At 56.9% G+C, this 22,176-nt stretch carries 15 protein-coding genes, 1 tRNA gene and 3 rRNA genes; 14 read left to right on the top strand and 5 right to left on the bottom strand.

The window, feature by feature from the left end; translation table 11 throughout:
* Positions 1 to 10: 10 nt before the first annotated feature.
* From nfi to LGM20_RS24185, 4 genes are all read left to right on the top strand, one after another.
* A complete protein-coding gene (gene nfi, locus LGM20_RS24200) occupies positions 11 to 682 on the top strand; it encodes a deoxyribonuclease V (RefSeq protein WP_004206743.1) in 672 nt (223 codons plus the stop codon).
* Between the two features lie 42 nt (positions 683 to 724).
* Complete coding sequence (locus LGM20_RS24195) at positions 725 to 1,315, top strand: YjaG family protein (RefSeq protein ID WP_004206742.1); 591 nt, start codon at positions 725 to 727, stop codon at positions 1,313 to 1,315.
* A gap of 186 nt (positions 1,316 to 1,501) precedes the next feature.
* Positions 1,502 to 1,774, top strand: a complete 273-nt coding sequence (hupA, locus tag LGM20_RS24190) for a nucleoid-associated protein HU-alpha (RefSeq protein WP_002884342.1) — start codon at positions 1,502 to 1,504, stop codon at positions 1,772 to 1,774.
* A gap of 12 nt (positions 1,775 to 1,786) precedes the next feature.
* Positions 1,787 to 2,482, top strand: coding sequence for a DUF1481 domain-containing protein (locus tag LGM20_RS24185; protein WP_023319466.1), 696 nt, complete (start codon positions 1,787 to 1,789; stop codon positions 2,480 to 2,482).
* 3 nt (positions 2,483 to 2,485) lie between these two features.
* On the opposite strand, the gene zraP is transcribed toward LGM20_RS24185, so the two are convergent.
* On the bottom strand, positions 2,486 to 2,923 hold the full coding sequence (zraP, locus tag LGM20_RS24180; RefSeq protein ID WP_017901120.1) for a zinc resistance sensor/chaperone ZraP: 438 nt from the start codon (positions 2,921 to 2,923) through the stop codon (positions 2,486 to 2,488).
* A gap of 259 nt (positions 2,924 to 3,182) precedes the next feature.
* Between zraP and zraS the strand changes: the two genes are divergently transcribed.
* Together zraS and zraR are read left to right on the top strand one after the other, a co-directional pair.
* Positions 3,183 to 4,577: a two-component system sensor histidine kinase ZraS gene (gene zraS, locus LGM20_RS24175; protein WP_044524906.1), complete on the top strand. Its 1,395-nt coding sequence runs from the start codon at positions 3,183 to 3,185 to the stop codon at positions 4,575 to 4,577.
* Positions 4,564 to 5,895 (top strand): sigma-54-dependent response regulator transcription factor ZraR, encoded by a 1,332-nt coding sequence (zraR, locus tag LGM20_RS24170; RefSeq protein WP_023291605.1) that lies wholly within the window; start codon positions 4,564 to 4,566, stop codon positions 5,893 to 5,895. The genes zraS and zraR overlap by 14 nt, the downstream gene beginning before the upstream one ends.
* Here zraR and purD read toward each other — a convergent pair.
* Positions 5,885 to 7,180, bottom strand: coding sequence for a phosphoribosylamine--glycine ligase (purD, locus tag LGM20_RS24165; protein ID WP_044524908.1), 1,296 nt, complete (start codon positions 7,178 to 7,180; stop codon positions 5,885 to 5,887). The genes zraR and purD overlap by 11 nt on opposite strands.
* 15 nt (positions 7,181 to 7,195) lie before the next feature.
* The gene (gene purH, locus LGM20_RS24160; RefSeq protein WP_023291607.1) at positions 7,196 to 8,785 is read right to left on the bottom strand and encodes a bifunctional phosphoribosylaminoimidazolecarboxamide formyltransferase/IMP cyclohydrolase; all 1,590 of its coding nucleotides are present in this window, start codon (positions 8,783 to 8,785) and stop codon (positions 7,196 to 7,198) included.
* 627 nt (positions 8,786 to 9,412) lie between these two features.
* On the opposite strand from purH, the gene LGM20_RS24155 reads away from it, so the two are divergent.
* The 4 genes from LGM20_RS24155 (at position 9,413) to rrf (ending at position 14,419) form a co-directional block, all read left to right on the top strand.
* Positions 9,413 to 10,952, top strand: a 16S ribosomal RNA gene (locus LGM20_RS24155).
* Between the two features lie 85 nt (positions 10,953 to 11,037).
* A tRNA-Glu gene (locus tag LGM20_RS24150) sits at positions 11,038 to 11,113 on the top strand.
* A gap of 190 nt (positions 11,114 to 11,303) precedes the next feature.
* Positions 11,304 to 14,205: ribosomal RNA gene (locus tag LGM20_RS24145) — 23S ribosomal RNA — on the top strand.
* Between the two features lie 98 nt (positions 14,206 to 14,303).
* Positions 14,304 to 14,419 (top strand): 5S ribosomal RNA (rrf, locus tag LGM20_RS24140).
* Together the 16S, 23S and 5S rRNA genes with 1 tRNA gene alongside form the textbook arrangement of a ribosomal RNA operon.
* A 165-nt stretch (positions 14,420 to 14,584) precedes the next feature.
* Here the strand turns inward: rrf and LGM20_RS24135 are convergent.
* Positions 14,585 to 15,046 carry an acetyltransferase gene (locus LGM20_RS24135; RefSeq protein ID WP_032454547.1) on the bottom strand — a complete coding sequence of 154 codons (462 nt, stop codon included), beginning with the start codon at positions 15,044 to 15,046 and terminating at the stop codon, positions 14,585 to 14,587.
* 156 nt (positions 15,047 to 15,202) lie between these two features.
* On the opposite strand from LGM20_RS24135, the gene metA reads away from it, so the two are divergent.
* The 4 genes from metA (at position 15,203) to aceK (ending at position 21,266) form a co-directional block, all read left to right on the top strand.
* Complete coding sequence (gene metA, locus LGM20_RS24130) at positions 15,203 to 16,132, top strand: homoserine O-acetyltransferase MetA (protein WP_004206830.1); 930 nt, start codon at positions 15,203 to 15,205, stop codon at positions 16,130 to 16,132.
* A 260-nt stretch (positions 16,133 to 16,392) separates the two neighbouring features.
* Positions 16,393 to 17,994, top strand: a complete 1,602-nt coding sequence (gene aceB / locus LGM20_RS24125) for a malate synthase A (RefSeq protein WP_044525116.1) — start codon at positions 16,393 to 16,395, stop codon at positions 17,992 to 17,994.
* A gap of 80 nt (positions 17,995 to 18,074) precedes the next feature.
* Positions 18,075 to 19,379 (top strand): isocitrate lyase, encoded by a 1,305-nt coding sequence (gene aceA, locus LGM20_RS24120; RefSeq protein ID WP_004206828.1) that lies wholly within the window; start codon positions 18,075 to 18,077, stop codon positions 19,377 to 19,379.
* Positions 19,380 to 19,481: 102 nt separating this feature from the next.
* Positions 19,482 to 21,266 (top strand): bifunctional isocitrate dehydrogenase kinase/phosphatase, encoded by a 1,785-nt coding sequence (aceK, locus tag LGM20_RS24115; RefSeq protein ID WP_023291610.1) that lies wholly within the window; start codon positions 19,482 to 19,484, stop codon positions 21,264 to 21,266.
* 50 nt (positions 21,267 to 21,316) lie between these two features.
* On the opposite strand, the gene iclR is transcribed toward aceK, so the two are convergent.
* The gene (iclR, locus tag LGM20_RS24110; RefSeq protein ID WP_004206826.1) at positions 21,317 to 22,147 is read right to left on the bottom strand and encodes a glyoxylate bypass operon transcriptional repressor IclR; all 831 of its coding nucleotides are present in this window, start codon (positions 22,145 to 22,147) and stop codon (positions 21,317 to 21,319) included.
* Positions 22,148 to 22,176 lie beyond the last annotated feature (29 nt).

The following is a 22,176-nucleotide window of genomic DNA, read 5'->3' as shown; positions in this document are numbered from 1 at the left end:
GATCAGCCATATGGATTTAGCCGCACTCCGTATCCAGCAGCAACAGTTAGCCGCGTCGGTAGAGCGCGCGGATCGACTGGATCGTGACCCACCGACGTTGATCGGCGGCGCGGATGTCGGGTTTGAGCAGGAAGGGGAGATCACCCGGGCTGCGATGGTGCTGCTGACCTGGCCTGAACTGGAGCTGGTGGAGTATCAGGTGGCGCGCGTCGCCACTTCCATGCCCTATATTCCCGGCTTTCTCTCGTTTCGCGAAACCCCTGCGCTGCTGGCGGCGTGGGAGCAGCTTTCGCAAAAACCGGACCTGTTGTTTGTTGACGGCCACGGTATCTCCCATCCCCGGCGGCTCGGCGTCGCCAGCCATTTTGGCCTGATGATCGACGTGCCGACCATCGGGGTGGCGAAAAAACGGCTGTGCGGCAAAATCGGCGACCTGGGTGATGAGCCCGGTGCGCTGGCCCCGCTGATGGATAAAAATGAGCAACTGGCTTGGGTCTGGCGCAGCAAAGTGCGCTGCAACCCGCTGTTTATTAGCACCGGCCACCGGGTAGGCATGGACAGCGCTTTAATGTGGGTCGAACGCTGCATGCGAGGCTATCGTCTGCCCGAACCGACGCGCTGGGCCGATGCGGTGGCTTCCCGCCGTCCGTCGTTTGTGCGTTGGCAAGCAAATCACAGCTGATTCAGGTACACTGCGCCTAATTTCTGACTTCGAGAATTCATCATGTTACAAAACCCGATTCACCTGCGCCTGGAGAAGCTGGAAAGCTGGCAGCATGTCACTTTTATGGCCTGCCTGTGCGAGCGTATGTACCCCAACTACGCGATGTTCTGCAAGCAAACCGAGTTTGGCGACGGCCAGCTGTACCGTCGTATCCTAGATCTGATCTGGGAAACGCTGACGGTCAAAGATGCGAAGGTGAATTTCGATAGTCAGCTGGAGAAACTGGAAGAGGCGATCCCGGCGGCAGATGATTTCGACCTGTACGGTGTTTATCCGGCCATAGACGCCTGCGTGGCGTTGAGCGAACTGATCCATTCACGTCTGAGCGGCGAAACGCTCGAGCACGCGATCGAGGTGAGCAAAACCTCTATCACCACCGTGGCGATGCTGGAAATGACCCAGGAAGGTCGCGAAATGACCGACGAAGAGCTGAAAGCGAACCCGGCGGTAGAGCAGGAATGGGACATTCAGTGGGAAATTTTCCGCCTGCTGGCCGACTGCGAAGAGCGTGACCTTGAGCTGATAAAAGGCCTGCGCGCGGACCTGCGTGAGGCCGGCGAGAGCAATATTGGTATAAATTTTCAGCAGTGAGACCAGAAAACGTGATTTACCGCCTGAATTGTAGCGTCTGAAGGCTTCCATTCCGCCCCCCGTCTGGTCTACATTTGGAGGGCGAAAAAAAGTGGCTATCGGTGCGTGTATGCAGGAGGGTGCTTTTTTGGCATTTCCGTCGCACTCGATGCTTAGCAAGCGATAAACACATTGTAAGGATAACTTATGAACAAGACTCAACTGATTGATGTAATTGCGGACAAAGCTGACCTGTCCAAAGCACAGGCTAAAGCTGCCCTGGAATCTACCCTGGCTGCAATTACTGAGTCTCTGAAAGAAGGTGATGCTGTTCAACTGGTTGGTTTCGGTACCTTCAAAGTGAACCACCGCGCTGAGCGTACTGGCCGCAACCCGCAGACCGGTAAAGAGATCAAAATCGCTGCAGCTAACGTGCCGGCATTTGTTTCTGGCAAAGCACTGAAAGACGCAGTTAAGTAAGACCGCGTGGCAGTGAACAGTTTTATCGAAGGGGCTATTAAGCCCCTTTTGTCTGTCTGGCGCCGGCCTCTGGCGCTGGCGGGCATCCTGTTGCTGACTGCCTGCAGCCATAACGCGTCGCTACCACCATTTACCGCCAGCGGTTATGCGGACAACCAGGGGGCGATGCGTATCTGGCGTAAAGATTCTGGCGATGAAGTCCATCTTCTCGCCGCCTTCAGCCCGTGGCGTCACGGGGACACCTCGACCAGCGAATATCGCTGGCAGGGCGATCAGCTGACGCTGATTGAACTCAATGTCTACGGCAAGCCGCCGGAACATATTCGTGCCCGCTTCGACGCGCAGGGCGATCTGAGCTTTATGCAGCGGGAAGTTGACGGGCAGAAGCAGCAACTCTCCAGCGACCAGGTCGCGCTGTACCGTTATCGCGCCGAGCAGATCCGCCAGACCAGCGACGCCCTCCGCCAGGGACGGGTCGTCCTGCGTCAGGGGCGCTGGAACGCCGCCGCGCATACCGTGCTGACCTGTGAAGGGCAGACGGTCACGCCCGACCTCGATAGTCGGGCTCTGGCGCACATTGAACGTCGGCAGAGCCACGCTTCCGCCGCGGTGAGCATTGCCTGGCTGGAGGCGCCGGAAGGCTCTCAACTGCTGCTGGTGGCCAATGAAAACTTCTGCACCTGGCAGCCGACGGAAAAAAGCTTCTAACCTTTACCAGTGATTCATGCCCATATGACCGCCGCCGCTACCGCGACAGCCGCCATATCCCATTCCTGCGCCGCGGGGAACGCCAGCCTCAGCCAGGGCGAGATCTAATTTCACCCGCTGCTGATCCAGCTTCTGGCGTAAGCCTTCCATCTCCTGAGCGACGGCTTCAATCTTGCCGCTGTCCGGCTTTTGCGCCGTGAGCAACGCATTGTACTCATAGCGTTTGGACTGCAACTGCTGGCGCAGGGCGCTGGTTTGCTCATAGTAATCGTTATGCAGCTTTTGCGCGGTAGCCTGCTGCTCCTGGGTCAGCTGACTGTAGCCCTGGTTGCCGATCCCGTTATTGTTGCCCCAGTGGTGGTTGGCCCAGGCCGTGTTGCTGCCGAAGGTCAGCGCGGCTAAGGTAACGAGGGCGAGAGGTAAGGTACGGTTCCGTTTCATGGCATTTTCTCCTGTGTGGTTTCTCTCGGTATTGCATCTTTCATGCCAGCCTGAAAAAGCCCGTCCGTGCAGGCCTGCCGAGGCCGTTAAAGAGAAGAGCGAGTAAAAATGACCCGTTCCGCCCGGGACCGGCGAGTCATTTTTACTCGCTAAAGCGCAGGCGATATGTTTGAGAGCAGGTTTGGCCGCGCGGAAACATGGCATGATTTCTGCTGAAAGATCCTGCTGATAGCGAAAAGGAGATGACAAGGACTCGCCGATGAAGATCAAACCTTTTTCCCGGGACGCTGCCGCTGGCGCGCTGAGCTGGCTGCTGACCGGTACGGTAGTGCTGCTGGTGGTGCTGTTCTCCGCGATGATCGTCCGCGACTACGGTCGTGAGACGACCGCCGCCCGACAAACTATCGAGGAGAAGGGGAGCGTACTGATCCGCGCGCTGGAGTCCGGCACGCGCGTTGGCATGGGAATGCGGATGCACCACGCGCAGCTGCAGGCCCTGCTGGAAGAGATGGCCTGGCAGCCGGGCGTCCTGTGGTTCGCGGTGACTGATGACAATGGCGCCATCATCGCCCACAGCGATCCGCAGCAGGTGGGTCAAACGCTCTACAGCCCCGCGCAGATGCGTGCGCTGGCGGTTGGCGAACAGGCTCGCTGGCGGCGGCTTAGCGAGCCGCAGCCGGCCATGGAGATCTATCGCCAGTTTCGCCCGCTCAATCCGGCCCGCGGCCACCATAGGGGCATGATGAATCGCGGCAACAGCGCCCTGGCTCAAGCCAGCGTCCCGCAGGTGATTTTTATCGCCTTTGATAGCCGCGAGCTGGATGCCGCGCAGGCCCGCGGGCAGCGGAATATGGCCATCATGCTGGGCGCCGCCGCGTTGGTGACAGCGGCAACGATCCTTGCCCAGTTCTGGTTCCGCCGCTATCGCCGCTCACGGAAACAACTGCTGGAGGCGATGGCCCGCAAAGAGAAACTGCTGGCGCTTGGCCATCTGGCGGCGGGCGTGGCGCACGAGATCCGCAATCCGCTCTCGTCGATTAAAGGGCTGGCAAAATATTTTGCCGAGCGCACGCCGCCGGGCGGTGAGTCGCATCAGTTAGCGCAGGTGATGGCCAAAGAGGCCGACCGCCTCAATCGGGTGGTCAGTGAGCTGCTGGAGCTGGTCCGGCCCGCGCATTTAAATTACCAGCCGGTGGATATTAACGCGCTTATCCACCACTCATTGCAGTTGGTTAGCCAGGATGCGCAGAGTCGCGGGATCGCGCTGCAATTCACTCCGCGCCCGGAGCTCTCCACGATCAACGCCGATGCCGACCGCCTGAACCAGGTGCTGTTGAACCTGTACCTGAACGCGATGCAGGCGATTGGCCGTGACGGCGTCATTCGCGTATCGGCAAGCGAAGCTGACCGTCAGCGGATGAAAATCGTCGTCGCAGATAGCGGTAAAGGGATGACTGCCGAAGAGCTGCAGGCCATCTTCACCCCCTATTTCACCACCAAAGCGGACGGCACCGGGCTGGGGCTGGCGGTGGTGCAGAATATTATCGAACAACATGGCGGGACGATCCGCGCCGAAAGTCAGCCGGGGGCCGGAGCGATATTTACGCTTTGGCTACCGATTGATGCTCAACGGAGGGAAGATGAGCAGCGATAAGGTACAGATTCTGGTTGTCGATGATGACATCAGCCACTGCACGATCCTGCAGGCGCTGCTGCGCGGCTGGGGCTATCAGGTGGCATTAGCCCACAACGGCCTGCAGGCGCTGGAGCTGATCCATCAGCAGGTCTTCGACCTGGTGCTGTGCGATATTCGCATGGCGGAGATGGACGGTATCGCGACGTTAAAAGAGATTAAAGCCTATAACCCGGCGATCCCGGTGCTGATCATGACGGCGTTCTCCAGCGTCGATACGGCGGTGGAGGCCATCAAGTCCGGGGCGCTGGATTATCTGATTAAACCGCTGGATTTTGACACGTTACAGCAGACGTTAGTCCAGGCGCTGGCACACACCCGGCATAGCGAGGGCGAACACCCCGCCGCAGCGAGTTCGCGCTGGGGCATGATAGGCGACAGCCCGGCGATGCAGGCGCTTCTTAATAATATTACGCTGGTAGCCCCTTCGGATGCGACGGTGCTGATCTATGGGGAGTCGGGAACCGGTAAGGAACTGGTGGCGCGCGCCATCCACGCCTGCAGCGGGCGCGGTGATAAGCCGCTGGTGACGCTCAACTGCGCGGCGCTGAATGAGTCGCTACTGGAGTCGGAACTCTTCGGCCATGAAAAAGGGGCGTTTACCGGCGCGGATCGGCGACGTGAAGGGCGCTTTGTCGAAGCGGATGGCGGCACGCTGTTCCTCGATGAAATTGGCGATATCTCACCATTGATGCAGGTCCGGCTGCTGCGGGCGATTCAGGAACGGGAGGTGCAGCGGGTCGGCAGCAACCAGACGCTTGCCGTTGATGTGCGGCTGATCGCCGCCACCCACCGCAACCTCGCGGAAGAGGTAAGCGCCGGGCGTTTTCGCCAGGATCTCTATTACCGCCTGAACGTCGTGACTATTGAGATGCCGCCGCTGCGCCGGCGCCGGGAAGATATTCCGCCGCTGGCGCAGCACTTTCTCAAACGCTATGCCGAACGCAATCGTAAGGCGGTAAAGGGGTTCACTCCACAGGCGATGGATCTGCTGATCCACTACTCCTGGCCGGGCAACATTCGCGAGCTGGAAAACGCGGTGGAGCGGGCGGTGGTGCTACTGACCGGGGACTATATCTCCGGGCGGGAATTGCCGCTGGCGATCGCGGGTACGCCGCTGCCGTCAGGCGGGAGCGAGGAGGGGCTGATTCAGCCGCTAGTGGAAGTCGAAAAAGAGGTGATTCTGGCGGCGCTGGAAAAAACGGGCGGCAACAAAACCGAAGCCGCCCGTCAGTTAGGCATTACGCGGAAAACGCTGTTGGCGAAACTTAGCCGTTAGCCTTTTCGCGCTCAATGGCGCGCCAGCCGATATCGTTTCGGCTAAAGCTGCCATCCCAGCGAATATCGGTCAGCAGCTGATAGGCGCGCTGCTGCGCCTGCGCTACGGTATCGCCCAGGGCGGTGACGCACAGTACGCGCCCGCCGTTGGTGACCACGCGCTGGTCGTCAGACAGTTTCGTGCCGGCATGGAAGACTTTACCGTCTGCCGCTTCCTGCTGCGGCAGGCCATGGATCTCATCGCCCGTGTTGTAGTTGCCCGGATAGCCGCCGGCGGCAACCACTACCCCCAGCGATGCGCGGTCATCCCACTCGGAGGTTTTCTCATCCAGCTTGCCGGCGCAGGCGGCGAGGCACAGCGCTACCAGGTCAGATTTCAGGCGCAGCATGATCGGCTGGGTTTCCGGATCGCCAAAGCGGCAGTTGAACTCAATGACCTTTGGGTTGCCCTGCTTGTCGATCATCAGACCGGCATACAGGAAACCGGTATAGGTGTTGCCTTCCGCGGCCATGCCCTTCACGGTTGGCCAGATAATACGCTCCATGGTGCGCTGATGGACTTCATCAGTCACGACCGGCGCCGGAGAATAAGCGCCCATCCCACCGGTGTTCGGGCCGGTATCGCCGTTGCCGACGCGTTTGTGATCCTGGCTGGTGGCCATCGGCAGGACGTGCTCGCCGTCGACCATCACAATGAAGCTGGCCTCTTCGCCATCGAGGAACTCTTCAATGACGATGCGGTGTCCGGCGTCGCCAAAGGCGTTACCGGCCAGCATGTCTTTGACCGCCGCTTCGGCTTCCTCAAGGGTCATCGCCACGATAACGCCTTTACCCGCCGCCAGACCGTCGGCTTTGATGACGATCGGCGCGCCTTTCTCCCGCAGATAAGCCAGCGCAGGCTCGACCTCGGTGAAGTTCTGGTATTCCGCCGTCGGGATATGATGACGGGCGAGGAAATCTTTGGTGAAGGCTTTTGAGCCTTCCAGCTGCGCCGCGCCTTCGGTTGGCCCAAAGATGGCGAGCCCGGCGGCACGGAACGCGTCGACCACGCCAATGACCAGCGGCGCTTCCGGACCAACGATGGTCAGGTCGATATTTTCATCCTGAGCGAAGCGCAGCAGCGCCGGAATATCGGTGACGCCGATGGCGACGTTTTGCAGCGACGGCTCCAGCGCGGTACCTGCGTTGCCCGGCGCAACGTAGACGGTATCAACCAGCGGCGATTGGGCCGCTTTCCAGGCCAGGGCGTGTTCACGCCCGCCGTTGCCGATTACTAATACTTTCATCTGCAGCTCCATGAATTAATGGCGGAAGTGGCGCATATCGGTGAAGATCATGGCGATGCCGTGTTCGTCAGCGGCGGCAATCACTTCGTCGTCGCGGATAGAGCCGCCCGGCTGGATAACGCAGGTGATGCCGACCGCAGCCGCGGCGTCAATCCCGTCGCGGAACGGGAAGAAGGCATCGGAGGCCATGGCGGAGCCTTTCACTTCCAGACCTTCGTCACCGGCTTTAATCCCGGCAATTTTCGCCGAGTAGACGCGGCTCATCTGGCCGGCGCCTATGCCGATGGTCATATTGTCTTTGGCATACACGATGGCGTTGGATTTGACGAATTTCGCCACTTTCCAGCAGAACAGCGCATCGCGCAGCTCTTGCTCGCTCGGCTGACGTTTACTGACCACGCGCAGTTCGCCTGCGGTGACCATACCGAGATCGCGGTCCTGAACCAGCAGGCCGCCGTTGACACGTTTGAAATCGAGACCGGCAACGCGCGCTTCCCACTGACCGCAGGTCAGTACGCGGACGTTCTGCTTCGCGGCAGTGATTTTCAGCGCTTCTTCGCTGGCGGACGGGGCGATGATCACCTCGACAAACTGGCGAGAGATGATCGCCTGCGCGGTGTCGGCATCCAGCTCGCGGTTGAAGGCGATGATGCCGCCGAACGCGGAGGTCGGGTCGGTTTTGTATGCGCGATCGTAGGCGTCAAGGATCGAGTCGCTGACGGCAACGCCGCACGGGTTAGCGTGCTTAACGATCACGCAGGCCGGTTCGTTGAACTCTTTCACGCACTCCAGCGCCGCATCGGTATCGGCAATATTGTTATAGGAGAGCGCTTTACCCTGCAGCTGGGTAGCGGTTGCCACGGAAGCTTCTTTGACATTCTCTTCTATATAGAAGGCAGCCTGCTGGTGGCTGTTTTCGCCGTAGCGCATATCCTGCTTCTTAATGAAGTTCAGATTCAGGGTGCGTGGGAAGCGGCCAGCGGCTTCTTTGCTTTCGCCGTGATAGGCCGGAACCATGCTGCCGAAGTAGTTGGCGATCATGCTGTCGTACGCGGCGGTGTGTTCGAAGGCTTTAATGGCGAGGTCGAAGCGGGTGTCCAGCGTCAGGGAGCCTTCGTTGGCGTCCATTTCATTAATGATGGCGGTGTAGTCGCTGCTCTTCACCACGATGGCGACATCTTTGTGGTTCTTCGCCGCGGAGCGGACCATGGTTGGGCCGCCGATATCGATGTTTTCCACCGCGTCTTCCAGCGAGCAGCCTTCACGAGCGACGGTTTGGGCAAACGGATAGAGGTTAACGACCACCATATCGATAGGCGCGATACCGTGCTGCTGCATGATGCCATCATCCTGACCGCGACGACCGAGGATGCCGCCGTGTACTTTCGGATGCAGGGTCTTCACGCGTCCATCCATCATTTCCGGGAAACCGGTGTAGTCAGAGACTTCGGTTACCGGCAGGCCTTTATCTGCCAGCAGGCGGGCGGTGCCGCCGGTGGACAGCAGCTCGACACCACGAGCGGAAAGCGCCTGCGCGAATTCGACGATACCGGCCTTGTCAGAAACACTGAGCAGAGCGCGGCGGACTGGACGACGTTGTTGCATGGTATTAAATCCCCAGGATTTGAACATTACAGAGAGCGTTAGGTGAGTTTTTGCCTAAAAACTCACCTAACGCACCCAACCGGGCATCCGTGTCATTGCGCGGCATTGTAACGAAAACGTTTGCGCAACGCTCGCGAATTTTTATCTTTCTCTTTAGGCCGATGGTTCTCCTTCTATGTAGCTGCCGATCCGCGGGGCGTTCGGTCATGTTTTGACGCTCTCCTGTGGATAATTCTGTGTGTAAAGAGGTATAAAGCGGGGTTTTGCTGGGGAATGCAGCAGTCAGTCATTTTTCTGCCATTTTTCTATTGCGGGCGCTCGAGAACTCCCTATAATGCGCCTCCATCGACACGGCAGATGTGAATCACTTCACACAAACAGCCGGTTCGGTTGAAGAGAAAAATCCTGAAAAACGGGTTGACTCTGAAAGAGGAAAGCGTAATATACGCCACCTCGCGACAGAGCGCTAAAGCGCGTCGCAACTGCTCTTTAACAATTTATCAGACAATCTGTGTGGGCACTCAAAGTGACATGGATTCTTAACGTCCTCGGACGAAAAATGAATACCAAGTCTCTGAGTGAACATACGTAATTCATTACGAAGTTTAATTCACGAGCATCAAACTTAAATTGAAGAGTTTGATCATGGCTCAGATTGAACGCTGGCGGCAGGCCTAACACATGCAAGTCGAGCGGTAGCACAGAGAGCTTGCTCTCGGGTGACGAGCGGCGGACGGGTGAGTAATGTCTGGGAAACTGCCTGATGGAGGGGGATAACTACTGGAAACGGTAGCTAATACCGCATAACGTCGCAAGACCAAAGTGGGGGACCTTCGGGCCTCATGCCATCAGATGTGCCCAGATGGGATTAGCTAGTAGGTGGGGTAACGGCTCACCTAGGCGACGATCCCTAGCTGGTCTGAGAGGATGACCAGCCACACTGGAACTGAGACACGGTCCAGACTCCTACGGGAGGCAGCAGTGGGGAATATTGCACAATGGGCGCAAGCCTGATGCAGCCATGCCGCGTGTGTGAAGAAGGCCTTCGGGTTGTAAAGCACTTTCAGCGGGGAGGAAGGCGATAAGGTTAATAACCTTGTCGATTGACGTTACCCGCAGAAGAAGCACCGGCTAACTCCGTGCCAGCAGCCGCGGTAATACGGAGGGTGCAAGCGTTAATCGGAATTACTGGGCGTAAAGCGCACGCAGGCGGTCTGTCAAGTCGGATGTGAAATCCCCGGGCTCAACCTGGGAACTGCATTCGAAACTGGCAGGCTAGAGTCTTGTAGAGGGGGGTAGAATTCCAGGTGTAGCGGTGAAATGCGTAGAGATCTGGAGGAATACCGGTGGCGAAGGCGGCCCCCTGGACAAAGACTGACGCTCAGGTGCGAAAGCGTGGGGAGCAAACAGGATTAGATACCCTGGTAGTCCACGCCGTAAACGATGTCGATTTGGAGGTTGTGCCCTTGAGGCGTGGCTTCCGGAGCTAACGCGTTAAATCGACCGCCTGGGGAGTACGGCCGCAAGGTTAAAACTCAAATGAATTGACGGGGGCCCGCACAAGCGGTGGAGCATGTGGTTTAATTCGATGCAACGCGAAGAACCTTACCTGGTCTTGACATCCACAGAACTTGCCAGAGATGGCTTGGTGCCTTCGGGAACTGTGAGACAGGTGCTGCATGGCTGTCGTCAGCTCGTGTTGTGAAATGTTGGGTTAAGTCCCGCAACGAGCGCAACCCTTATCCTTTGTTGCCAGCGGTTAGGCCGGGAACTCAAAGGAGACTGCCAGTGATAAACTGGAGGAAGGTGGGGATGACGTCAAGTCATCATGGCCCTTACGACCAGGGCTACACACGTGCTACAATGGCATATACAAAGAGAAGCGACCTCGCGAGAGCAAGCGGACCTCATAAAGTATGTCGTAGTCCGGATTGGAGTCTGCAACTCGACTCCATGAAGTCGGAATCGCTAGTAATCGTAGATCAGAATGCTACGGTGAATACGTTCCCGGGCCTTGTACACACCGCCCGTCACACCATGGGAGTGGGTTGCAAAAGAAGTAGGTAGCTTAACCTTCGGGAGGGCGCTTACCACTTTGTGATTCATGACTGGGGTGAAGTCGTAACAAGGTAACCGTAGGGGAACCTGCGGTTGGATCACCTCCTTACCTTAAAGAACCTGCCTTTGTAGTGCTCACACAGATTGTCTGATGAAAGTAGAGAAGCAAGGCGTCTTGCGATTGAGACTTCAGTGTCCCCTTCGTCTAGAGGCCCAGGACACCGCCCTTTCACGGCGGTAACAGGGGTTCGAATCCCCTAGGGGACGCCACTTGCTGGTTCGTGAGTGAAAGACGCGTACCGATATATCTCAAAACTCATCTTCGGGTGACGTTTGAGATATTTGCTCTTTAAAAATCTGGATCAAGCTGAAAATTGAAACGACACACAGTTAATGTGTGTTCGAGTCTCTCAAATTTTCGCGACACGATGATGTTTTACGAAACATCTTCGGGTTGTGAGGTTAAGCGACTAAGCGTACACGGTGGATGCCCTGGCAGTCAGAGGCGATGAAGGACGTGCTAATCTGCGAAAAGCGTCGGTAAGGTGATATGAACCGTTATAACCGGCGATGTCCGAATGGGGAAACCCAGTGCAATTCGTTGCACTATCGTTAACTGAATACATAGGTTAACGAGGCGAACCGGGGGAACTGAAACATCTAAGTACCCCGAGGAAAAGAAATCAACCGAGATTCCCCCAGTAGCGGCGAGCGAACGGGGAGCAGCCCAGAGTCTGAATCAGCTTGTGTGTTAGTGGAACGGTCTGGAAAGTCCGACGGTACAGGGTGATAGTCCCGTACACCAAAATGCACAGGTTGTGAACTCGAAGAGTAGGGCGGGACACGTGGTATCCTGTCTGAATATGGGGGGACCATCCTCCAAGGCTAAATACTCCTGACTGACCGATAGTGAACCAGTACCGTGAGGGAAAGGCGAAAAGAACCCCGGCGAGGGGAGTGAAAAAGAACCTGAAACCGTGTACGTACAAGCAGTGGGAGCACCTTCGGGTGTGACTGCGTACCTTTTGTATAATGGGTCAGCGACTTATATTCTGTAGCAAGGTTAACCGTATAGGGGAGCCGCAGGGAAACCGAGTCTTAACTGGGCGTTAAGTTGCAGGGTATAGACCCGAAACCCGGTGATCTAGCCATGGGCAGGTTGAAGGTTGGGTAACACTAACTGGAGGACCGAACCGACTAATGTTGAAAAATTAGCGGATGACTTGTGGCTGGGGGTGAAAGGCCAATCAAACCGGGAGATAGCTGGTTCTCCCCGAAAGCTATTTAGGTAGCGCCTCGTGAACTCATCTTCGGGGGTAGAGCACTGTTTCGGCTAGGGGGTCATCCCGACTTACCAACCCGATGCAAACTACGAATACCGAAGAATGTTATCACGGGAGACACACGGCGGGTGCTAACGTCCGTCGTGAAGAGGGAAACAACCCAGACCGCCAGCTAAGGTCCCAAAGTCATGGTTAAGTGGGAAACGATGTGGGAAGGCACAGACAGCCAGGATGTTGGCTTAGAAGCAGCCATCATTTAAAGAAAGCGTAATAGCTCACTGGTCGAGTCGGCCTGCGCGGAAGATGTAACGGGGCTAAACCATGCACCGAAGCTGCGGCAGCGACACGATGTGTTGTTGGGTAGGGGAGCGTTCTGTAAGCCTGCGAAGGTGGCCTGTGAGGGTTGCTGGAGGTATCAGAAGTGCGAATGCTGACATAAGTAACGATAAAGCGGGTGAAAAGCCCGCTCGCCGGAAGACCAAGGGTTCCTGTCCAACGTTAATCGGGGCAGGGTGAGTCGACCCCTAAGGCGAGGCCGAAAGGCGTAGTCGATGGGAAACAGGTTAATATTCCTGTACTTGGTGTTACTGCGAAGGGGGGACGGAGAAGGCTATGTTAGCCGGGCGACGGTTGTCCCGGTTTAAGCATGTAGGCTGGTTATCCAGGCAAATCCGGATAATCAAGGCTGAGGTGTGATGACGAGGCACTACGGTGCTGAAGTAACAAATGCCCTGCTTCCAGGAAAAGCCTCTAAGCATCAGGTAACATCAAATCGTACCCCAAACCGACACAGGTGGTCAGGTAGAGAATACCAAGGCGCTTGAGAGAACTCGGGTGAAGGAACTAGGCAAAATGGTGCCGTAACTTCGGGAGAAGGCACGCTGGTGTGTAGGTGAAGTCCCTGCGGATGGAGCTGAGACCAGTCGAAGATACCAGCTGGCTGCAACTGTTTATTAAAAACACAGCACTGTGCAAACACGAAAGTGGACGTATACGGTGTGACGCCTGCCCGGTGCCGGAAGGTTAATTGATGGGGTTATCCGTAAGGAGAAGCTCTTGATCGAAGCCCCGGTAAACGGCGGCCGTAACTATAACGGTCCTAAGGTAGCGAAATTCCTTGTCGGGTAAGTTCCGACCTGCACGAATGGCGTAATGATGGCCAGGCTGTCTCCACCCGAGACTCAGTGAAATTGAACTCGCTGTGAAGATGCAGTGTACCCGCGGCAAGACGGAAAGACCCCGTGAACCTTTACTATAGCTTGACACTGAACATTGAGCCTTGATGTGTAGGATAGGTGGGAGGCTTTGAAGCGTGGACGCCAGTCTGCGTGGAGCCAACCTTGAAATACCACCCTTTAATGTTTGATGTTCTAACGTAGGCCCCTTATCGGGGTTGCGGACAGTGTCTGGTGGGTAGTTTGACTGGGGCGGTCTCCTCCCAAAGCGTAACGGAGGAGCACGAAGGTTAGCTAATCCTGGTCGGACATCAGGAGGTTAGTGCAATGGCATAAGCTAGCTTGACTGCGAGCGTGACGGCGCGAGCAGGTGCGAAAGCAGGTCATAGTGATCCGGTGGTTCTGAATGGAAGGGCCATCGCTCAACGGATAAAAGGTACTCCGGGGATAACAGGCTGATACCGCCCAAGAGTTCATATCGACGGCGGTGTTTGGCACCTCGATGTCGGCTCATCACATCCTGGGGCTGAAGTAGGTCCCAAGGGTATGGCTGTTCGCCATTTAAAGTGGTACGCGAGCTGGGTTTAGAACGTCGTGAGACAGTTCGGTCCCTATCTGCCGTGGGCGCTGGAGAATTGAGGGGGGCTGCTCCTAGTACGAGAGGACCGGAGTGGACGCATCACTGGTGTTCGGGTTGTCATGCCAATGGCACTGCCCGGTAGCTAAATGCGGAAGAGATAAGTGCTGAAAGCATCTAAGCACGAAACTTGCCCCGAGATGAGTTCTCCCTGAGACTATAAGTCTCCTGAAGGAACGTTGAAGACGACGACGTTGATAGGCCGGGTGTGTAAGCGCAGCGATGCGTTGAGCTAACCGGTACTAATGAACCGTGAGGCTTAACCTTACAACGCCGAAGATGTTTTGGCGATTTGAGAGAAGATTTTCAGCTTCGATACAGATTAATCGATGCGTCCGCAGGACGTGTTGATAAAACAGAATTTGCCTGGCGGCACTAGCGCGGTGGTCCCACCTGACCCCATGCCGAACTCAGAAGTGAAACGCCGTAGCGCCGATGGTAGTGTGGGGTCTCCCCATGTGAGAGTAGGGAACTGCCAGGCATCAAATAAAGCAGAAAGCTCAGTCGAAAGACTGAGCTTTTTTGCGTTTTTGTCCTCCGGCGAGGGTGTCGACATGCTTCCCCCGGTGGCGCTGCGCTTACCGGGGCTACGGATCCTCGGCCACCTGCTGGCCGAGGGGACATCAATGCCGCAAAGTTACCGACGTCAATCGTAGTCTGCTTCAGCCTGCTGCTCATGTATCAAATTCAATAACGGATACGGTTGACCCAGATCGTCCGTTTCAGAGCGACCTGTCACTTTGAAACCCATTCTCCGATAAAACCCGACCGCTTGTTCATTCTGCTCATTTACGTTGGTCGTCAGTGTTGGCGTTAACGACAGCGCATGCGCGATCAGCAATCTCCCCACACCGCAGCCGCGGACATCCGGATCGACGAACAGCGCATCCATATGATCTCCGGTCAGCAGCATAAAGGCGATCGGCTGGTCCTCCGTGTTAACCGCCACCCACAGCGGAGCCTCCGGTATAAAGGCACGTACCAGCTCCTCCAGCTCTCTCCGATACGCTTTTGACAGAAAATCGTGCGTGGCGTCGACTGACCGACACCAGATCGCAATCAGTTTATCCCCTTCATCAGGCCGGGAACGGCGGATGCTAATAACCATATTTTCTCCTTTTCTTCATTCTTATATTCTAACTCAATGCGCGCCGTGAAATTTTCTCACCGTGAACATGCAGACTCGACATTCACCCGATTCCTGGTTATCTTCAGCTATCTGGATGTCTAAACGTTTATACGTATGCTATGAGGTAATAGAGTTATGCCAATTCGGGTGCAGGACGAGCTACCAGCCGTCAATTTCTTGCGCAATGAAAACGTCTTTGTGATGACGACAACGCGTGCAACAACTCAGGAAATCCGCCCCCTGAAGGTGTTAATCCTCAACCTGATGCCGAAGAAAATCGAGACGGAGAATCAGTTCCTGCGTCTGCTGTCGAACTCTCCGCTGCAGGTGGACATCCAGTTATTACGTATCGATGCGCGTGAGTCACGTAATACGCCGGCGGAGCATCTGAATAACTTTTACTGCAATTTCGATGAGATCTGCGATCAGAACTTCGACGGCCTGATCGTCACCGGCGCTCCCTTAGGCCTGGTTGAATTTAATGATGTCGCTTACTGGCCGCAGATCAAACAGGTGCTGGAGTGGGCCAAGGATCACGTCACTTCGACGCTGTTCGTCTGTTGGGCGGTTCAGGCCGCGCTGAATATTCTGTACGGCATTCCCAAGCAGACCCGCGCCGAAAAGATTTCTGGCGTTTATGAACACCATATTCTTCATCCACACGCTTTACTGACCCGCGGTTTCGACGACTCTTTCCTGGCCCCACACTCACGCTATGCTGACTTTCCTGCAGGGCTTATCCGGGATTATACCGATCTCGAGATCCTCGCGGAGACGGAAGAGGGCGATGCGTATCTGTTCGCCAGTAAAGATAAGCGTATAGCCTTTGTCACCGGCCACCCCGAGTACGATGCCAATACCCTGGCAAGTGAATATTTCCGCGATGTGGAAGCCGGTTTGAACCCTGAGGTTCCCCACAACTATTTTCCGCAAAACGACCCGCAGAACAAACCGCGCGCCACCTGGCGGAGCCACGGTAATCTGCTGTTCGCTAACTGGCTGAACTATTACGTCTACCAGATTACACCATACGATCTGCGTCATATGAATCCAACGCTGGAGTAATACTCCGCACGAAACGATCCTAAAGCGTTTCAGCACTTTGCCTCTGGCACCTTCGGGTGCCTTTTTTATTTCCGAAATTCACCTCATGGCTGATGATAACTTTAATTTCATTGTTATCAATATGTTAATCTCATTTTAAAATTAAAATGGAAATTGTTTTTGATTTTGAAAATTAATTGAGTAGTCTTAATTGTGCTGAGCGAAAACTGCACAACGATCTTTCGCTCGCTTCCAGCGGATCAACCAAGAGGAGCAGCACAATGACGCAGCAGGCGACAATCACCGATGAACTGGCCTTTAGTCAGCCCTATGGCGAGCAGGAGAAGCAGATCTTAACGCCTGAGGCGGTAGAATTCCTGACGGAACTGGTGAGCCGCTTTACGCCGGCGCGCAATAAACTGCTGGCCGCGCGTCTGCAGCAGCAGCAGGCTATTGACGATGGGCAGCTGCCGGATTTTATTTCGGAAACTGCTTCCATTAGAAATGGCGACTGGACCATTCGCGGTATCCCGGCGGATTTGCAGGATCGCCGCGTTGAAATTACCGGCCCCGTCGAGCGCAAGATGGTCATTAACGCGCTGAATGCTAACGTAAAAGTCTTTATGGCGGACTTTGAGGATTCGCTGGCGCCGGACTGGCGTAAAGTCATTGATGGCCAAATCAACCTACGTGATGCCGTGAACGGGACCATCAGCTACACCAATGAGGCTGGCAAAATCTACCAACTGCAGCCCAATCCCGCTGTGCTGGTATGCCGTGTGCGCGGCCTGCACCTGCCGGAAAAGCATGTGACCTGGCGTAATGAGGCCATTCCCGGCAGTCTTTTCGATTTTGCGCTCTATTTCTTTCATAACTACCAGGCGCTGCTGGCGAAAGGAAGTGGTCCCTACTTCTATCTGCCAAAAACCCAGGCCTGGCAGGAGGCGGCATGGTGGAACGATGTCTTCAGCTTTACTGAAGATCGCTTTGACCTGCCGCGCGGCACCATCAAGGCCACGCTGCTGATTGAAACACTGCCGGCGGTGTTCCAGATGGATGAGATCCTGCATGCGCTGCGCGACCATATTGTCGGCCTGAACTGCGGCCGCTGGGACTATATCTTCAGCTATATCAAGACGCTGAAAAACCATCCTGACCGCGTACTGCCGGACCGCCAGGTGGTGACGATGGATAAACCCTTCCTCAGCGCCTACTCACGGCTGTTGATTAAGACCTGCCACAAACGCGGGGCGTTTGCGATGGGTGGAATGGCGGCCTTTATCCCGAGTAAAGAGGCCGAGCGTAACCGTCAGGTGCTGAATAAAGTCACCGCCGACAAAGAGCTGGAGGCGAACAACGGTCACGATGGCACCTGGATCGCCCATCCTGGACTGGCGGATACCGCCATGGCGGTGTTTAACCGCGTGCTCGGCGACAAGCCGAATCAGCTCTCGGTGACCCGTTGCGAGGACGCGCCAATTACCGCCGAACAGCTGCTGGCCCCCTGCGAGGGCGAGCGCACGGAAGCCGGGATGCGCGCCAACATCCGCGTGGCGGTGCAGTACATCGAAGCCTGGATCTCCGGCAACGGCTGTGTACCGATTTATGGCCTGATGGAAGACGCCGCGACGGCCGAGATCTCGCGCACCTCTATCTGGCAGTGGATCCATCATCAGAAAACCCTGAACGACGGCACGCCGGTCACGAAAGCGCTGTTCCGCCAGTGGCTGGCGGAAGAGCTGATGGTGATTCAGGAGGAGCTGGGGGAGCACCGCTTCAGCCATGGCCGCTTTGACGATGCGGCGCGGCTGATGGAGCAGATCACCACCTCCGACGAACTGATTGATTTTCTGACATTACCGGGCTACCGCCTGCTGGCCTAATCGCCAGATGGTGTTGTTCGCCATTTAGTCCTTCACCAATGACGCCTGGGGAGCCAGGAAATAATATGGAGCATCTGCACATGAAAACCCGTACCCAACAAATCGAAGAATTAAACAAAGAGTGGACGAACCCGCGCTGGGAAGGGATTACCCGCCCGTACAGCGCGGAAGAGGTGGTGAAATTACGCGGCTCGGTGAACCCGGAGTGCACGCTGGCGCAGCTTGGCGCAGCGAAAATGTGGCGTCTGCTGCACGGTGAGGCGAAGAAAGGGTACATCAACAGCCTTGGCGCGCTGACCGGCGGCCAGGCCTTGCAGCAGGCGAAGGCCGGCATCGAAGCCATTTATCTCTCCGGCTGGCAGGTGGCGGCGGATGCTAACCTGGCGTCCAGCATGTACCCGGATCAGTCGCTGTACCCGGCCAACTCGGTACCGGCGGTGGTGGATCGGATCAACAATACCTTCCGCCGCGCCGATCAGATCCAGTGGTCAGCCGGGATTGAGCCGAACGATCCGCGCTTTATCGACTACTTCCTGCCGATCGTGGCGGATGCGGAGGCCGGTTTCGGCGGCGTCCTGAACGCCTTTGAGCTGATGAAATCGATGATTGAAGCCGGTGCAGCGGCTGTTCACTTCGAAGATCAGCTGGCGTCGGTGAAGAAGTGCGGTCATATGGGCGGTAAAGTGCTGGTTCCAACCCAGGAGGCGATACAGAAACTGGTGGCGGCGCGTCTGGCTGCCGACGTGATGGGGGTCCCGACGCTGGTGATCGCCCGTACCGATGCTGACGCTGCCGATTTAATTACCTCAGACTGCGATCCGTACGATCGTGAGTTTATTACCGGAGATCGCACCAGCGAAGGGTTCTTCCGCACTCATGCCGGGATCGAGCAGGCGATCAGCCGCGGGCTGGCTTACGCGCCGTATGCGGACCTGGTGTGGTGTGAAACGTCGAAACCGGATCTCGAGCAGGCGCGTCGCTTTGCCGAAGCCATTCATGCGCGTTTCCCGGGCAAACTGCTGGCCTATAACTGCTCGCCGTCGTTTAACTGGAAGAAAAATCTCGATGATAAAACCATCGCCAGCTTCCAGCAGCAGCTGTCAGACATGGGGTACAAATACCAGTTTATTACCCTCGCCGGGATCCACAGCATGTGGTTCAACATGTTCGACCTCGCCCATGCCTACGCTCAGGGTGAGGGGATGCGCCACTATGTTGAAAAAGTGCAGCAGCCGGAATTCGCCGCCGGGCCGGAAGGCTATACCTTCGTCTCGCATCAGCAGGAGGTGGGCACCGGCTACTTCGACAAGGTCACTACCATTATCCAGGGCGGCGCCTCGTCGGTGACGGCGCTGACCGGCTCGACCGAAGAAGATCAGTTTTGAGCCATGCCCGGTGGCACGACGCTCACCGGGCCTGTGAAGGGATCCAGACCGGATAAGCGAGCGCGCCATCCGGCCTGACGTGGTACCGGATGGGGGAGTTCGATGACGCGTGGTCTGGAATTACTGATTGCCCAAACGATATTGCAGGGATTTGACGCTCAGTATGGGCGTTTTCTCGAAGTGACTTCCGGCGCGCAGCAGCGCTTTGAACAGGCCGACTGGCATGCGGTGCAGCAGGCGATGAAACAGCGGATCCATCTCTATGACCACCATGTGGGTCTGGTGGTGGAGCAGCTGCGCTGCATCACGGAGGGAAAAAGCACGGATGCCGACTTTTTGCTGCGGGTGAAAGCCCACTACACCCGTTTGCTGCCGGATTACCCTCGTTTTGAAATTGCCGAGAGCTTTTTCAATTCGGTCTACTGCCGCCTGTTTGACCACCGCTCGCTGACCCCCGAGCGGCTCTTTATTTTCAGCTCGCAGCCCGAGCGTCCTTTTCGCACCCTTCCGCGCCCGCTGGCGAAAGATTTCTATCCAGAGCGCGGCTGGTCGCACCTGCTGGGTAAAGTGCTGTCCGATCTGCCGCTGCGGCTGCCGTGGCAAAATAAAGCGCGGGATATCGGCTATATCATTGCCAGTCTGCAGGAGGCGCTGGGGGAGGAACCGCTCGCCACCTGTCATCTACAGGTCGCCAATGAGCTGTTCTATCGCAACAAAGCCGCCTGGCTGGTGGGCAAACTGGTGATGCCGATGACCACGCTGCCCTTCTTGCTGCCGATCCATCGCAGCGACGAGGGCGAGCTGTTTGTCGATACCTGCCTGACCACCCATGCCGAAGCGAGCATCGTTTTTGGCTTCGCGCGTTCCTATTTTATGGTTTATGCGCCCCTGCCCGGCGCCCTGGTGGAATGGCTGCGCGAGATCCTGCCGGGTAAAACCACTGCTGAGCTGTATATGGCGATTGGCTGCCAGAAGCACGCCAAAACTGAAAGCTATCGCGAATATCTGCACTACATCGCTCGCTGCGATGAGCAGTTTATCGAGGCGCCGGGCATTCGCGGGATGGTGATGCTGGTGTTTACCCTGCCGGGGTTTGACCGGGTGTTCAAGGTGATCAAAGACCGCTTCGCGCCGCAAAAGGAGATGACCGCCGCCCACGTGCGCGCCTGCTATCAGCTGGTAAAGGAGCATGACCGCGTCGGGCGGATGGCGGACACGCAGGAGTTTGAAAACTTCGTGCTGGAGAAACGACAAATCGCGCCAGCGCTGCTGGCGCTGCTGCAGGCGGAAGCGGGGAACAAACTGACCGACCTCGGCGACCGGATTGTCATCAGTCATCTGTATATTGAACGGCGAATGGTGCCGCTCAACCTGTGGCTGGAGCAGGTTAACGGCCAGGCGCTGCGCGATGCGGTAGAAGAGTATGGGAATGCTATCCGCCAGCTGGCCGCCGCCAACATCTTTCCCGGCGATATGCTGTTTAAAAACTTCGGCGTCACCCGCCACGGCCGGGTGGTGTTCTACGACTATGATGAAATCTGCTATATGACGGAGGTGAATTTCCGCCAGATCCCGCCGCCGCGCTATCCCGAGGATGAGCTGGCCAGCGAGCCGTGGTACAGCGTCTCGCCGGGGGATGTGTTTCCGGAGGAGTTCCGCCACTGGCTGTGCGCTGACCCGCGCATCGGGCCGCTGTTTGAGGAGATGCATGCCGACCTGCTGCGTGCCGACTACTGGCGCGAACTGCAGACGCGGATTAAAAACGGTCATGTGGAGGATGTCTATGCTTACCGGCGTAAGCAGCGTTTTAGCGTGCGCTATGGCGCCGACAGTAGGCCGGATAAGGCGTTTACGCCGCCATCCGGCAAGGTGCGCCGATCTGCCTGATGGCGCTACGCTTATCAGGCCTACTTAAAATGCCCCTGCGGGGCATTTTTTTATTTAACCCCGCCGTATGCCAGCGTCACTTCCTTCGCCGCTTTGATCACCAGCGCGCCCAGCTCGGTCACCCGATCATCGGTCATGCGTGAGATGGGACCGGAGATGGAGATTGCCGCGAACGGTTCGCGGTGTTCATCATAAATGCAGGCGGCGACGCAGCGCAGGCCGAGCGCGTGCTCCTCGTCATCGAACGAGTAGCCCCGCTTGCGGGTCTGCGCTAAATCTTCCTTCAGATGCAGCGGCGAGACCAGCGTGGCATGCGTATAGGCATGCAGCCCTTTACGGTGCAGCAGGCTGGTCACCTGCTCTTCGCTCAGCTGCGAGAGGAACGCCTTCCCGGCGCCGGAGGCGTGCATCGGCAGTTTTCCGCCGATTGGCGCCGACATACGCATCAGCTGGGTGCACTGCACCTGGTCGATAATGATCGCCTGGTGGTCGCTCTGGTCAAGCACCGCCAGATTCACCGTTTCACCGGAATCCTCCATCAGCTGGCGCAGGATCGGGTGGACAATCGCCAGCAGATTGCGGCTTTGCAGAAAGCTGCTGCCGACCACGAAGGCATGCGCGCCGACGGCCCAGTGGCCCAGCTCGCCGACCTGGCGAACGAAACCCAGCTGCTGCATGGTGGTCAGCAGGCGGTGAGTGGTTGAGTTGGGCAGACCCGCCTGCTGCGCCAGCTCGGTCAGCGCGACGCTGCTGTGGGACTCGGCAATCCATTCGAGCAATTTCAGGCCGCGGGTCAGCGACTGAACCTGACCGCCAGCCTGCTGGGCGGTGGCAGCCGCGGGTTTTCTGCCGCGTTTCGCGGGAACGGGGGTAGTGGCCATCGCGGACTCCTTTTTCTGTATCGTGGAAA

Origin of the sequence: Klebsiella quasipneumoniae subsp. quasipneumoniae (assembly GCF_020525925.1) — a bacterium.
Taxonomy (GTDB): Bacteria; Pseudomonadota; Gammaproteobacteria; order Enterobacterales; family Enterobacteriaceae; genus Klebsiella; species Klebsiella quasipneumoniae.
This window is presented reverse-complemented; position numbering and strand designations above follow the sequence as displayed.